Here is a 15,708-nt window from a genome sequence, read left to right on the forward strand (position 1 = left end):
CCCCAGCTCACCGTGGCGAGGCGGATCCGGCAGCAGCGGGCCAAAGCACAGGGGAGCGGTCATGGCGGAGTCGACACGTCGCGATTGCATCGTCATCGGGTACAACGAGACCCCGTTCGACGAGTACGAAGCCGGAATCCGGCGCTATGGCGAGGACTCCGAAGCCTATCGGGATCTGAAGTTCAGCTTCATCGAGCTCGAGGGCAAGCGGCTCAACTACGTGGACCTGCTGAACCACGTGTACCGCCGCGCCCTCCCCTCGGGGACGCCGCACGCGGCGTTCCGCTCTGGAGGCATCCCCAGCCTCGCGGCCGTCTATCTCTGCAGCTTCCTGCGCCGTCACGGCCACGACGTGACGTACCTCAACCTGTTTCAGCACGAGAAGGAGCGCCTGGCCGAGCTGCTCGCGCAAAACCCTCGCGCGGTGGCCATCACCACCACCTTCTACGTCCTCAATGATCCCGTCATCGAGATGGTGCAGTTCATCCGCCAGCACAACCCCGACGTCCGGATCATCGTCGGCGGTCCGCTGGTTTCCAACCATCACCGGCGCTACGAGGGGAATGAGCTCGCGGTGGTGCTCGACGACCTCGGCGCGGACATCTACGTCGTCGAGAGCCAGGGCGAACTCACGCTCTCGCGGGTCCTCGACCGGCTGAAGGCGGGCCAGGAGCTGGGCGACGTCCCCAACCTCATCTACCCCGCCGAGGGCGGGCCCGTCCGCGCCGGGCGCTACCGCATCAACCCACCGCAGGCAGAAAGCAACTCCCTCGACGAGAACATCATCGACTGGCGCGGCATGGCGGAGAACCCCCTGGGCCCCACACTCCAGACCCGCACCGCCCGGAGCTGTGCATACAGTTGCTCGTTCTGTGCCTATCCCATGCGTGCCGGCAGCCTGACCCTGGCGGGCATGGATGCGGTGGCACGCGAACTGGACGCGATGGCCGAGCTGGGCACCCAGAACGTCGTCTTCATTGACGATACGTTCAACGTGCCGCTGAAGCGCTTCAAGGAACTGTGCCGGTTGCTGATCGAGCGCCGCTACGGCTTCAACTGGTTCTCCTATTTCCGGTGCAGCAACTCGGACGACGAGGCCGTGGACCTGGCGGCGCAGAGCGGGTGCCGCGGCGTCTTCCTTGGGATTGAATCCGGCTCGCCGCGAATCCTGGCCAACATGAACAAGGCCGCGACGGTAGAGAAATACGTGAGCGGCATGAAGCGGCTGCATGCCCACGGCATCCTCACCTTCGCGTCATTCATCCTGGGCTTCCCCGGCGAGACGGAAGAGACGGTCGAAGAGACCCTCGCGTTCATCCAGGAGACCCGGCCGGACTACTACCGCACACAGCTCTGGTATTGCGAACCCGGTACCGCCGTGGATGCGAAGCGGCAGCAGTATGGGATTACCGGCCAGGGGTTCATCTGGCGGCACGACACCATGGAGAGCCTGGAGGCGATGGACCACATCGACCGGATGTTCCTCACGGTGAAGGACTCCGTCTGGTTGCCTCAGTGGTCGTTCGACTTCTGGATCATCCCCTACCTGCTCGGGCGGGGGCTCCAGACCGAGCAGTTCAAGGCGCTGATGCGGCTGGCCCACCAGCTCCTTGCGCTGGAGATCGCCTCCGTCTCTTCAGAGGCGAAGCGCGTCCAGCAGCGTGACTACGTGGGACAGATGGAAGCGCTGGTGCGCCAATGGAGCGGCGCATCCTCCCAAGCGGTGCTGGCCGGAAGATGATGGGAGTTCGCAATTGAGCATCGAAGCGTATCGGCTCTCTCCTCAGCAGCTTCGTCTGTGGCGGTTGCACGGCAAGCACCAGACGCTCCGGGTCCAGGCGTTGATGCGGCTCGAGGGCGCCCCCCAACCCGGTGCCCTCGAGCACGCGGTGGCGCGGCTCGTCGCGCGACATGAGCCGCTCCGAACCCGCTTCCCGAGCCTGCCGGGACTGGACGCCCCCGTGCAGGAGGTGATGGCGAGCGGCGAGGTGGCGTGGGACCGGGTGGACTTCCGCACCTTCCCCGCCGCCACGCGCGAGGAACGCGCCCTCGCGCACTTCCAACAGATGGGCCAGCGCCCTTTCGAGCTCGGCACCGGCCCCGTCCTCCGCGTGAGCCTGATGACGTTGGACACCGGGCAGCACCTGCTGGGGCTGGTGGCGCCAGCGCTGTGCGCCGACGCCGCCACCCTGCGGCGCGTCTGCGCGGAGCTGCAGCGAGACATCGCAGGGCAAGCCCAGGAATCGGAGCAAGACGGAGAGCCTGCCTCTCACCTCTCTTTCTCTGAATGGCAGAACGAGCTGCGCGAGGAGCTGACGGAGCGAGACCACCCCGCGGCCATCTTCTGGGAGAAGCACGGGACCACCGCAGGCGCGGCGGTGACACTCCCCTTTGAGGGGCCCGCGAACGCGGCGCAGGCATACGACCCGGCGTCGCTCGAGTTGACGCTGAACGGCGAGCGGCTGTCGCGGCTCGACGCGGCGGCGCGCGAGCTGGGGTGCTCCCTTGAGGGCCTGCTGCTCGCCACCTGGAGCGCGGAGCTCTGGAAGCTGACCGGCCAGACGGACCTCGTGCTGGGCCTTCAGAGCGACGGACGCGAGCACGAGGAACTGGCGGAAGTGGTCGGCCCCCTCTCCCGCTGGGTGCCGCTCCGCGTCCGCCTCGACGCGGCCCAACCGCTGGGCGAGCTGGCCCTCCAGCTCCAGCAGGCGCAGCGCGAGGCGCTGGAGTGGCAACGGTACTATGTCTGGCCTGCCGCGGATGGTGAGCGCGTCCCCGGCCGGGACTTCCCCGCCATCGGCTTCCGCTGGGAGGACTTGCCGGAGACGCCGCACGCGGGCGCGGGGGTGCTCCGACTCGAATCGGCGCGCGCCTACGTGGATCAATCCAAGCTGTGCCTCTGCTGCGTACGGACGCGGTCCACGCTCACGCTCGAACTCCAGTACGATCGAAGCCTCTTCCCGCCCGCAGCCGCTGAACAGGTGCTTGGGCAACTCGAAGTGCTCCTGGAGCAGATAGCCGGCTCGCCGCGGGCGCGGTTGGATGGCTTGGATGCGGTGAGCCCACGCGAGCGGGCACGGTTGCTGGTGGACTTCAACGCCACGGCCCGGGAGCACCCGGCGCGCTGCGTCCACACCTGGATGGAAAAACAAGCCTTACGCCATCCGGACCGGGTGGCGCTCGTCTACGAGGAGTGCACGCTCACCTACGCGCAGCTCGACGCATGGGCCAACCGGGTGGCGCACGCGCTCCGACGCCGGGGCGTGGGTCCGGAGATGCGTGTGGGGCTGTACCTCAACCGCTCGCTCGAAATCATGGTGGGAATCCTGGCCGTCCTGAAGTCTGGCGCGGCCTACGTCCCGCTCGATCCAGGCCAACCTCGGCAACGGCTCACCGGGTTGCTCGACGACATCCAGGCGAAGGTCCTCCTCACCCAGAAACGGTTGCGCGAAACCGTCCCCGAGGCCGAGGGCCGCGAGGTGCTGTGCCTCGACGAAGAGGCCACGTTCGCCGGGGAACCCACCCGTGCCCCGCCCTGTGGAGCCCTTCCGGAGCACCCGGCGTACGTCCTCTTCACCTCCGGCTCTACCGGCCGTCCCAAGGGTGTCGTCGTCGAGCACCGGCAACTCCACAACTATGTTGCGAGCGTGATGGAGCGGCTGGACCTGCCCGAAGGCGCGGCCTACGCCACCGTCTCCACCTTCTCGGCGGACCTCGGCAATACCGTCATCTTCCCCGCGCTCTGCCTCGGCGGAACCCTTCACGTCATCTCCGCCGAGCGCGTGTCGGATCCGGCGGCCTTCGTGGAGTACCTCCAGCGCAACCCGATTGACGTGCTCAAGATTGTCCCCAGCCACCTGCGCGCGCTCGCGAACGCAGGCACCGCAGGGGCGCTCCTCCCGCGGCAGCGGCTCATCCTGGGCGGTGAGGCGACGCCCCTCGCGTGGGCCGAAGAACTGCAAGCCCAGGCGCCCGGGTGCCGTATCTACAACCACTACGGGCCCACGGAGACGACGGTGGGCGTGATGACGTTCCGGCTGGACCCGTCGCGGCCCGTCGCCGCGCTCAACACCCTCCCGCTCGAGCGCCCCATCGACAACACCCAGGTCTACGTGCTCGACGCGAGGCTGCGGCCCGTCGCGGTGGGAATGTCGGGCGAACTCTACGTCGGTGGCGCCGCGCTCGCCCGGGGGTACCTGAACCGCCCAGACCTGACCGCGCAGTCGTTCCTCCCCAATCCCTTCAGCGCCACGCCCGGTGCGAGGATGTACCGGACAGGGGATCTCGCCCGCCACCTGCCCGACGGCACCCTGGAGCACCTCGGCCGGGCGGACAACCAGGTGAAGTACCACGGCTACCGCATCGAGCTGAACGAGCTGCGCCACGCGCTCAATCAGCACCCTCAGGTGCGCGACAGCGTGATGATGCTGAAACGGGACACGAACGGTAACGAGGTGCTCGTCGCCTACTACGTCTCGCGCCAGGAGCAGGAGCACGCTCAACTCCGGGCCTTCCTCGCGGAGCGGCTCATCGAGGAGGTGCTCCCGAACGTCTACGTCCACCTGAAGAAGCTGCCGCTCACCCTGAATGGGAAGGTCAACCACGAGGCCCTCCCCTCCCTGGAGGAGGCGCGGCGGAGGCAGCGCAGCCAACTCGTCGCCCCCCGGACGCCCGTGGAAGCCACCCTGGCGGACATCTGGTGCCAGGTCCTGAACCTGAAGGAGGTGTCCGTCACCGACAACTTCTTCAGCGTCGGCGGGGACTCGATCCTGGGGATCCTCGTCGTTTCGAAAGCCGACCAGGCGGGGCTCAAGCTGACCCCGCGGCAGCTCTTCAAGCACCAGACCATCGCCGAGCTGGCCAGCGTCGCGGCTCAGGCACCTGCCTCTCCCGACGACGAAGGGCCGCTCAGCGGGCCCCTGCCGCTGACCCAGATCCAGCGCTGGTTCCTGGAGCAGGAAGTACCGGACCTGGATGGCTGGGGCATTGTCGTACCACTCGAAGCGCGGCAACCCCTGGACCCGTCCAGGCTCCAGCAGGCATTGACCGCGCTGCTGAACCACCACGACGTGCTCCGGCTCCGGGTGACACGCAATGGCTCCGGCTGGGAAGCCCACATGGCCCCGCCTGGCGCACCGATGCCGTTCACTCGGTTTGACCTCGCTTCGGTCCCTGACGCCTTGCTCGAGGAGCGATTCCAAGCGCTCGGGCATGAACTCCAGGCGAAGCTCCGGTTGGACGGGGGCCCCGTGGTGACGACCGCCCTGCTCGAATTGGGCCCCCACCGCCCGAGTCGGCTGATGATCGCCGCGCACCGGCTCGTGGTGGACGGCGTTTCCTGGCGCGTCCTCTTCGAACAGCTCCAGCTCGCCTATGAGCAGCTCGGGGGAGGCGGCGAATGCAAGCTGCCGCCCAGGACCACCTCGGTCCGCGCATGGCTCGAGCGCCTCCAGGGCTACGCGGACTCGCCCCGGCTGCGGGAGGAACTCGCGCACTGGACCGCGCAGGAGAAGGAGCAACCCCGGCCACTTCCAGTGGAGCGCCCGGTGCCCCTGGTTCCCACGAGCCTGGAGCGGGAACTCACACACGCCCTGTCGTCTGATGAGAGCCGGCTCCTGCTCAACGAGCTGCCCGAGGCCTACCGGTGTGAGATTGGCGAGCTGCTGATCGCCACCCTCGCCTGGACCCTGCACGAGTGGACGGGTCATCCGGAAGTGCTGCTGGACATCGAAGGCCACGGGCGCGAGGACGTCTTCGAGGACGTCGATCTCTCCCGAACGGTGGGCTGGCTCACCTCGCTGTACCCGGTGCGGCTCACGCCGGAACGGGTGGGGCCCAGCGCCACCGTGCGGACGGTGAAGGAGCAGCTCCGGTCCGTCCCGAACCGGGGCCTGGGCTACGGAGTGCTGCGCTACCTCTCACCCGACGCGGAGCTTCGCGCCCGGCTCGCGCGTGCGCCCCAGGCCGAAGTGCTCTTCCGGTACGTGGGGCAGTACCACCTCGCGGGCCCGTGGTTCACCGTGCTGGACCACCCGGAGCAACGGGCCCCCACGCGCCAGCACAAGCTGGCGGTGATTGCCCGCGTGGCGGACGGGCAGCTCCATGTCACCTGGTACTTCAGCCCCGACGTGCATGAGACCGCCACCGTGGAGCGGCTCTCCGCTCGGTACCTGGACACGCTCCGGACGTTGCTCGCGGAGCGCGGGGTTCCCGAGCAACAGGTCCTCGCGCCTTCAGACTTCCCACTGGCCGGGTTGGACCAGTCGAAGTTGGACAAGCTCCTGGGCAAGCTCAAGAAGTAGCGCCGGGTGATGTACCTCTTCCGGAGGCCGCGCCCTCCGGAACGCGTTGCCGGAAGCCTCCTTGTCCGGTGGCGCGGTGAACTCTTAATCTCGCGTGGGCACTGCCGCATCGCCGGTGGCGCCTCTCGCACGGTACGACGTGGCCCCTCCCTCCCCCTCCTCGTGGTACGGCGCGCTTCGGCCCTGGCTGCTCGGATTGGGGCTCACCCTGGTGGTCGTCGCGCTCCAGGCCGAAGCGATCCGGACACCCCGTCCCCGCACCGCGGACGCACCGTCCACCGAGTTCTCCGAAGCGCGTGCCCAACGCGTCATGCGGCACCTGGCAGATGGCATCGGCCGGCGCATCCCCGGCACCCCTGCCCACCAGGAGGCCGCCTCCTACCTGGCCGGCGTGCTGCGCGAGCTTCCGCGCTTCGAGGTCGAGATTCAGGAGGCGGAGGGCGTCTATCTCGATGACGACACCCTCGTTGCCTACACCGTCCGGAACGTGGTGGCCCGCTTGCCGGGACGCAGGCCGGATGCGGTGCTCCTCTCGGCCCATTACGACACCTCCCCCGAAGGCACCGGAGCAGCGGACGACGCGCTCGGCATCGCCGCGATGGTTGAGGTCGCGCGCGCACTCGCGAACGGACCGGAGCTCGAGAACACGGTCGTCTTCAATCTCAATGGGGCCGAGGAGTATGGCCTGCTCGGCGCGGCCGGTTTCATGCAGCACCGGTGGGCGAGCCAGGTCCGCACCTTCCTGAACCTCGAGGCCACCGGGCTGGGCGGCCGGGCCATCCTCTTCCAGGCCGGGCCGGACGCATCCTGGCTCCTGGAGGCCTATGCCCGGGCCGTGCCCCAACCGTTCGGCGACGTGCTGGGCCAGGACCTCTTCCAGCACCGACTGGTTCCGGCGGGCACCGACGGCCACGTGTACCGCAGCGCGGGCATCTCCGGATTGGATCTCGCCCTCTTCCGGGACGGCTATGCGGTGCACTCCCCGTTGGATCGGCCCGAGCGGGTAGAACCCGGAAGCCTTCAGCACATGGGCGAGAGCGCGCTGGCAGTGACACGCGAGCTCGCCACACGGCCATTCCCGGACGGGAAGGGCTCGGGCCCGTCCATCTACTACGACGTGCTGGGGCGCTGGATGCTCCAGTACGGCGCCCACGCTGCGTGGGCCTGGGCCACGGCCGCCGCGCTGCTGGTGGCCGGCGCCACCGTCCTCGCCTCACGGAGGAAACTCGTCCGCCTGTCCCTGGCCGCCGAGGGGCTCGGCTTCTGTACGCTTTCGCTCGCGGTGGCGCTGGTGTTGCCGGTTGCCTTCGGATTCCTGCCCCACTACGCATTCGGACGCCCACATGGCTGGTACGCCTCGCCGTGGCTGGCCGTCGCGGCCTTCGGCACGCTCGCGGTCACCGGGGCGCTGCTCCCCCGCGCGCTGTGGGCGCGAAGGCTGGCTGCGCGGGGCGTGGCGCCCCAGGAGCGCGTGTTCACGGCCTGGCTCGGAGGGCTCTGGCTGTGGGTGCTGACACTCGGAGCGTTGCAGCTCCTGGGGCTTGGCACCGCCTACCTGGCGTTGTGGTGGACCGTAGGCGGCGCGCTCGGGCTCATCGCCGCCACCTTCCTCGCCTCGCCTCGCGCTCGGATGATGGCCCTGTATGCGAGCTGGGTGCCGGGCTTGCTGCTGACCGTGCAGATGGGACGCTCCCTGCTGGAGCTCTTCGTCCCGGTGGCGGGCCACCTTCGGCTGGGGATACCGCTCGATCCACTCGTGGCGCTGCTGGCGGCGCTGCCGGTGGCCATGGCGTCCGTGCTCGGACTTGCCCCCATCCACGAGCAGTCCCGCTTCGGCCCATCGGCCGCGGCCTTCGCCACGGCGAGCATGGCCTTCCTGGCCGTGCTGCTCCTGCGCTTCCCCTACACAGACGAACGGCCCAAGCGGCTCTGGCTGGAGCACCGCCTTCAGGAGGGCCGCAGTGAGCTGCAGTACTCGAGCTGGGACTTTCCCGACCCGCGCGCCGCGCTCTCCGGACAGCCCGGGCCTCTCCAAACGGCCGCGCGGATGCCGGGCTTTCGCGGTGGTTACACCGCGCCAGTGCCGCCCGCGGACCTGCCCGCCCCCAGGTCGAGGTGCTCGAATCACAGGCCGACGAAACCACCGCGCTCCGGACCGTGCGGCTGCGCCTCCACCTGGGCGCGGCATACCTCGGCCGGGTGCGGATTCCGAGGGCCGCCCTCGCGGGATGGTCGCTCCCGGCCCCCTCCCGCCGCTGGCGCCGGACGACTCGGTCTATGTCCTCGACGTGCTCGCACCGCCAGGAGGGCACTACGAGGTCTCGCTGCGTCTGAGGGGCCAGGAGGAGGTGCCGGTGGACGTACAAGCCTACTTCGCGGAATGGACGCCGCCGCTCGAAGAGGCGCGTTCGCGGCTCCCCGCGTGGACGACAGCGAACCTGCGCGTCTCCACGTACGCCACCCTCCGGCTCTGACCCGCCCGGCCTACGCCTTCACCTGGACGGGTGGGGCCTGGTCACCCGCCCGAGGAAGCATGGGATGGGGCTTCGGCGCATCAGCCCTGGCGCCGCGCCGCTGCAACTCCGCCGCGTGGGCCGCACGGATGCGCCGCGACGCCAGCTCAGGCGTGAAGGCGGGGGCCAGCGAGAGGAACCGGCCCCCCTCCAAGCGCTGCCCTTCCCGGTAGAGCAAGCCCTGCTGGTTCCACCCCTCGATGAGCTCCGCGATCTGCCGCGCGGTGGCCCTGCCCGACTCGATGAACTCCTGGTTGAGATCGTCCCAGCGGCGTATCTCCGCGCAGTACATGTAGACATCGCGCGCGAGGCCCTTGAACACGCTGGTCCGGAGCACGCCGGTCCGCGCATCGAAGATGCGCATGGACTGCCCGCTGTCGAGGTACGTCAGCAGGTGCCGGTACTCGCTGGCGCGGGCGGCGGAGTAAGCGGCCCCCCACTGCTTGCAGAGCGCGCGGACGTGGCTCCAGTCAGCCACGGGGCCATCCTGGTCATAGGACAGATCGAGCAGGTCCAGCCGCTCGTAGAGCGCCTCGGGCAATCCGGCCCGGTAGAAGTCGGCGTTGCGCAGGTTGCGGACCCCGTACTCCTGGCTCAGCACCTGGACGGTGGCCCCGCGTCCGAGCCAGAAACGGTTGGCCGAAAGCGGCTCGTAGCCGAGCGCGTACCGCTGGATGGTCTCGCAGGTCTCCGCCACTTCCTCTGGCCGCCCGCCAGGGAAGTCGGTGAGGAGATTCGCGCCGTTCGAGATCCCCAGCTCATGGCAGATCTTCATCACCTGAAGGTTGGTGATGACCGACGTCCCCTTGCCAATCCGCTTCAAGTACGACTCGGAGAGACTCTCGATGCCGAACTGGACGAACCGGACACCGGCCTGCCACAACATCAACAGCTCGTGGGGACGGATGTTGGCACGCATCTCATAGAAGATGACCCAGTCCTTGCCGGTATCGATGAGCCGTTGCGCGAACTCATCCACGCCCTTGAGCCGGATGATGTTGTCTAGGAAGAAAAGAACGTTGTTGTGGTAGCGCTCGTTGAGGGCCACCACCTCCGAGACGAGCCGCTCGGCCCCCTTCTCGCGGTAGCCACTCCATTGCACGTTCAGGTTGCAGAAGTGACACGTCGCCTTGGGGTTGCCGGTCCGCTTCGCCCGATCCCACCAACAGCCCCGGGAGCCCTCCACCGTCATCAGCCAGAGGAAGTTGAGCGCCTCCGCCCGGGCCGCGTACTCGCTGTAATCTGGGATGGGCAGGTTGTTGACGTCGGACACCTCCCAGAAGGGCGCGCCGCGCGGCAGGACGCTGGCGGTCTCTCGCGTGATGAGCCCCTTCAAGCCACTGACGTCCTCTGCCGCGGCCAGTCCGCGCGCCAACGCCAGCAGCGGCTGCTCGCCCTCGCCCTGGATGACGTAGTCGAAGCAGTCGAGCTCCTTCAAGAGAGAGGGACCGACGCGCTCCGAAACCGTCGAACCTCCGAGCACAATCCGCGTCCCGGCGGAGCGCCGCTTGATTCGCATGCTGAGCGCCAGGTTCGCGAAGAGCTGTCCGAAGCAAGTCGTCAAACCGACGAGCTGGTAGCGTCCGGCCACCTCTTCCGCCACGCGGTCCAGGTGCGCCTCCAGGCGGGCCTGGATGACGTCGAACGCGCTCGACCAGGTAGGACGCTCGCCGTGAATCTCCGGGTCGAGGAAGCTGCCCGATCCCGTGAGCGGCGCACCTGACTCCTCCATCCGCGAGATGAAGAAGGCGCGCACCTGCTCCTTCCTCTCCGGGAAACACAGCGCTGCGTACAACATTTCGCCGACATCGTAAGAGGACTGCGAGATCCGGTCGTAGCAGCCGAAACCGAGCGCAGCCGCCGCGTCGAGAAAGTCAGACCGGCACACCACCTCGAGCGTGGGCTCCTGCTGCTTCAGGTAGGCGCTCAGCGCGCCCAGGGCGGCCGATGGATGGCGGTACAGAGACCAGGGAAGCGCGATGAGACAGATCCTCAAAAGGCACCCACGCGGAGACGGGAGAGGAAAGACTTTACCGCAGCGCGAAACTCCTCTCCAGACGCCCTGTGGCAAACGCACCGCCCGCTCCGCTCCGGGATGCGGCGGGCTCCAGACTGGGCATAGAATCCGCACGCCCAATGAGCCATCACAGCGATAATCCTGCCCACGCGCTCACGCTGGTGGAGCTTCTGCGCGAGCGAGCTCAACGAGCGCCGGACTTCGGCCTCTACACCTTCCTGGTCGATGGCGAGACGCAGGAGGACCGGCTGACATACGCCGCGCTGGATCGTCGCGCCCGGGCCATCGCGTCCCGATTGGCGGAGCTGCCGCCGGGCACCCGCATCCTGCTCCTCTATGTGCCAGGGGTGGAGTACATCGCCGCGTTCTTCGGCTGTCTCTACGCCGGGATGGTGGCGGTCCCCGTGTACCCGCCGCGGCACGATCGCTCGCTCCTGCGGCTCCAGGCGATCGCCACCGACGCCCAGGCCGCCGCCGGCCTCATCCGGAGCGAGCACCTGGAGCTGCTCCGCCAGTTCTATCCAATCGCCCCCGAGCTGGCTCAACTGCGCTGGATCGTCACGGATGAAGTCGACGATCGCGCCTCGGATGCGTGGACTCCGCCGCCGCTCTCCGGCGACTCACTCGCCTTCCTCCAGTACACCTCCGGCTCGACCAGCCTGCCCAAGGGAGTAACGCTCACCCACAGCAATCTCTTGCACAACCTGGAGGCAATCCGGCGGTGCTTCCGGCAGGACCCGACAAGCCGGGCCATCATCTGGCTGCCGCCCTACCACGACATGGGGCTCATCGGCGGCATCCTCCAGCCGCTCTACACGGGCTACCCGGCCGTGCTCATGTCGCCGATGGACTTCCTCCAGCAGCCCCTGCGCTGGCTGCAAGCCATCTCCCGGTACCGCGGCACCACCAGCGGAGGACCCGACTTCGCGTATGCGCTGTGCGCGCGAAAAATCCGTCCGGAGCAGCGCGAGGGTCTGGATTTGAGCAGTTGGCGCGTGGCCTTCAACGGCGCCGAGCCCATCCGTCCCGAGACCCTCGATCGCTTCACGCAGGCGTTCGGCCCGGTCGGGTTCCGCCGCGAAATGTTCTATCCCTGCTACGGGCTCGCCGAGGCGACGCTGATCGTCTCGGGCTCCGAGGTGGGGCAAGCCCCCCAGGTGGCGTCCTTCGACGGACAGGCGCTCCAGCGGGGCCAGGCCATCCCGGTGGAGGCCGGGCACGCCGCGGCACACGCGTTGGTGGGCTCCGGGCGGAATGTGATCGACGGCAGGTTGGCGGTCGTGGATCCGGAGACCTTCGAGCTCCGGCGCGATGGGGAGATTGGCGAAATCTGGGTCTCGGGTTCGAGCGTGGCCGGTGGTTATTGGGGTCAACCCGAGGCCACCCGGCGGACCTTCGAAGCCCGGCTGAGCGGCACGGGGGAAGGCCCGTTTCTCCGCACGGGTGACCTTGGGTTCCTCCGCGACGGTGAACTCTTCGTCACCGGGCGCGCAAAGGACCTCATCATCATCCGCGGGCTCAATCACTTCCCCCAAGACATCGAGTTCACGGTCGAGAAATGCCACCCGGCGGTGCGCCCCGGCTCTGGCGCGGCCTTCTCCGTGGAAGCGGATGGCACCGAGCAGCTCGTGATCGTCTACGAGGTCAACGCGCAGCGCGTGGAAGGCAGCCTCGACGAGGTCCTCAGCGCGATTCGCAGAGCGGTGGCCGAGCACCACGAGTTGATGGCCTCCTCGGTGGTGCTGATCGAGCCCGGCTCGGTGCCCAAGACGTCGAGCGGGAAGATTCAACGGCACGCTTGCCGCGCGGCGTTCCTCGCGGACGAGCTGCAGGTCCTGGCACACGCCACACGGGATACGGCAACGACAGGGTCCCTCACCGAGGCAGAGAACGCGCCGCTCGGCTTCGGGGATTCGCCGCTGTGGCGCGAAGTCGTGGAAGAGGTCTCCCAGGTTCTGTCGTTGCCAGTTGCCGCCACGGCGGACCTGAAGGAGCTGGTCCTGGACTCGCTGTCGAGCGTGGAGCTCCAGCACCGGATCCAGCTGCGATGGGGCGTCATCGTGCCGTTGCCGCGCCTGCTGAGCAGCCGCAACCTGGCGGAGCTCGCCGCTGGAGTCGAAGCGGCGCGCGCAGCCGGAGAGCGGTGGCAACCCGAACGCCCGGCCAGCGCGGAGGTGGGTGACTTCCCGCTGTCGCACGGCCAACGCGCGCTGTGGTTCATGCACCAGCTCGCGCCCGACAGCGCCGCCTACCACATCGCCGCGGCGCTCCGCGTCTTGGAGCCGCTCGACGAGGGACTGCTCCGGCGCGCGGTGCACCGGCTCGTCGAGCGCCACCCCAGCCTGCGCACCACGTTCCACGCGCAGGAAGGGACGCCCTTCCAGCGGGTCCACCCGGACGGAGAAGCCGGCTTCCGTTACGAGGACGCCTCCACCTGGAGTGACGACACGCTGCGCGCCCGGCTCCGCGAAGAGGCCTCGCGCCCGTTCGAGCTCCAGCGGGGCCCCCTGCTTCGGCTCCGGCTGTACCGGCGGAGCGAGACCGAGCAGGTGCTGCTGGTGGTGGCGCATCATCTGATCGCGGACTTCTGGTCGCTCGGACAGCTTGCCCGGGAACTCTCCGCGCTCTACCCCGCGGAGCGGGACGGTGTCGCGGCGGTGCTCCCCGCCCCCGCGGCCTCCTACGCGGACGGCGTGCGCTGGGAGCAGGAGCGGCTCGATGGAGCGCACGGACAGCGCCTCTGGGAGTATTGGCGGCGTCGGCTGTCGGGCTCCCCGCCGGTCCTCGAGCACCTGGCGGATCACCCCCGCCCACCAGTGCAGACGTACCGTGGCGGCAGACGGGAGCGCGTGCTGGACGCGGCGCTCACGGCGCGGCTGAAGGAGCTCTTTCGCCGCGAGATGGCAACTCCCTTTGCGCCCTTGCTCGCGGCGTATGCCGCGCTGCTGTACCGGCACAATGGCCAGCGGGAGCTCTGGGTGGGAGCGCCTACCGTGGGCCGCGAGGGCGCCGAGCTGGCGGAGACGGTCGGGTACTTCGTCAACCCGTTGGTGCTGCGGCTGGAACTGGATGGTGGGCTCTCGTTCCGCGCGTTGATGGCGCAAGCGAGCCGGACCGTCCATGAAGCGCTCGAGCACGCGGCCATGCCGTTCAGCCTCCTCGTCGAGCGTCTGGCCCCCTTGCGCCAGGCGAGCCGCTCCCCGTTGTTCCAGACGATTTTCTCCTTCCAGCAATCTCCGCCGCGGAGCGAGAAAGGACTGGCGGCCCTGGCTCAGGGCACGGGCGGCGCGCGGCTCTCGCTCGCGGGCGTGGCCATGGAGTCCCTGGAGCTGGAGCTCGGAACGGCCCAGCTCGACCTCGCCCTCTCCATCGCTGAACTCGACGGGCGCTTCCATGTGGCGCTCGAATACAACGTGGACCTCTTCGAGCCCGGGACGGCCGAGCGGCTGTTGCGGAGATACGAGTCGCTGCTGCGCAGCGCCGTGAATCAGCCCGATGCGCCGCTGGCCGCGCTGCAACTCGACCCCGCGGAAGACCGGGCGCGGTTGCTCGCATGGGGGCGGGCGCAGGAGACGCCACCGCCCGCCTGCATTCACACTGGTTCGAGGCGCGCGCGCGGCACGCTCCGGAGACGGCCGCCATCCTGTCCGGAGAGGACTCGCTGACGTATGGGCAACTGGACGCCCAGGCCAACGCGCTGGCCTGGCGGTTGCGCGAGCTGGGCGTAGGACCCGACACACGGGTGGTGCTCTACCTCGAACGCTCGATCGAGCAGCTCGTCGCGGTGCTCGGGATTCTCAAGGCGGGCGGGGCCTACGTACCGCTGGACCCCGAGTTCAGCAACGCGCGGCGCGCGGACGTCGTCGCGGACTCGGAGGCGCGGATCGCCGTCACCCGTGCATCCCACGCGGACTTCTTCGCCAGCCGGGGCGTCACCGTGGTGACGGTGGAGGCCGGCGAGACACGCCATGAGCCGCCACCCTCCGCCGTGACGCCGGAGAACCTCGCCTACGTCATCTATACGTCCGGCTCCACCGGGCGCCCCAAGGGCGTCATGGTGTCCCATCGCGCCCTCGCGAGCCTCGTCCAAGCGGAGCGGGTGCGCTTTGGCGTCGTCCCCGAGGATCGCGTCCTCCAGTTCAACTCCCTCAGTTTCGACTCCAGCGTGGAGGAGATCTTCCTCGCGCTCTGCACTGGCGCCACGCTCGTCCTCCGTGACGCGGCGATGCTCGACACCGTGGAGGGCTTCCTCGCCGGGTGTGAACGGTGGGCCGTGACGCTGCTGGACCTGCCGACCGCCTTCTTCCACACGGTGGTCGCCGCGATGGCCGAGAGGGGACTCACGCTCCCCGCGTCGCTGCGTTTCGTGATCGTCGCAGGAGAGCGTGTGCGCGCCGACCGGGTGACGCAGTGGCATCGCCACGCGCCACCGTCCATTCACCTGATCAACGTCTACGGGCCGACCGAAGCAACGGTGTCCGCCACCTGCCACGACCTGTCGGCCGCGACGACGACGGGGCTCGACGACGTCCCCATCGGACAACCGCTGCGGACGATGGGCGCCTACGTCCTCGATGGGCGGCTCGAGCCCGTACCGGCTGGCGGCGTGGGGGAGCTGTGGTTGACGGGTGAGGGCACGGCCCGAGGCTACTTCCGCGATCCCGCGCTGACCGCCGAGCGCTTCATGGCGGACCCGCACGCCACCACGCCGGGCAGCCGCATGTACCGCACCGGCGATCTGGCCCGCATGCGTGCGGACGGCGTGCTGGAGTACCTGGGCCGCGCCGACGAGCAGGTGAAGGTCCGGGGCTTCCGCGTGGAGCTGGGTGAAATTGAAACCGCGCTCCGAGCCTGTGAAGGCGTCCGCGACGCCATC

Annotated in this window: 4 protein-coding genes and 2 pseudogenes; 5 read left to right on the forward strand and 1 reads right to left on the reverse strand. The window is 68.8% G+C overall.

The window, feature by feature from the left end; genetic code table 11:
* Nucleotides 1-61 precede the first annotated feature (61 nt).
* The 3 genes and pseudogenes from QEG98_RS24495 to QEG98_RS24505 all read left to right on the forward strand — a co-directional run.
* Nucleotides 62-1,741, forward strand: coding sequence for a PhpK family radical SAM P-methyltransferase (locus QEG98_RS24495; RefSeq protein WP_090494197.1), 1,680 nt, complete (start codon nt 62-64; stop codon nt 1,739-1,741).
* A 13-nt stretch (nt 1,742-1,754) separates the two neighbouring features.
* Complete coding sequence (locus tag QEG98_RS24500) at nt 1,755-6,302, forward strand: non-ribosomal peptide synthetase (protein ID WP_316563042.1); 4,548 nt, start codon at nt 1,755-1,757, stop codon at nt 6,300-6,302.
* A 310-nt stretch (nt 6,303-6,612) separates the two neighbouring features.
* Nucleotides 6,613-7,293: pseudogene (locus QEG98_RS24505) on the forward strand (M20/M25/M40 family metallo-hydrolase); the annotation flags it as partial.
* A gap of 1,493 nt (nt 7,294-8,786) precedes the next feature.
* Here the strand turns inward: QEG98_RS24505 and QEG98_RS24510 are convergent.
* Nucleotides 8,787-10,811 carry a RiPP maturation radical SAM C-methyltransferase gene (locus QEG98_RS24510; RefSeq protein WP_316563043.1) on the reverse strand — a complete coding sequence of 675 codons (2,025 nt, stop codon included), beginning with the start codon at nt 10,809-10,811 and terminating at the stop codon, nt 8,787-8,789.
* A gap of 140 nt (nt 10,812-10,951) precedes the next feature.
* On the opposite strand from QEG98_RS24510, the gene QEG98_RS24515 reads away from it, so the two are divergent.
* Together QEG98_RS24515 and QEG98_RS24520 are read left to right on the forward strand one after the other, a co-directional pair.
* Nucleotides 10,952-14,497 (forward strand): condensation domain-containing protein, encoded by a 3,546-nt coding sequence (locus tag QEG98_RS24515; protein WP_316563044.1) that lies wholly within the window; start codon nt 10,952-10,954, stop codon nt 14,495-14,497.
* Nucleotides 14,386-15,651, forward strand: a pseudogene (locus QEG98_RS24520) (amino acid adenylation domain-containing protein); the annotation flags it as partial. The gene QEG98_RS24515 and the pseudogene QEG98_RS24520, both read left to right, overlap by 112 nt.
* Between the last annotated feature and the right edge of the window lie 57 nt (nt 15,652-15,708).

This window comes from Myxococcus sp. MxC21-1 (assembly GCF_032612255.1).
Lineage (GTDB): Bacteria > Myxococcota > Myxococcia > Myxococcales > Myxococcaceae > Myxococcus > Myxococcus virescens.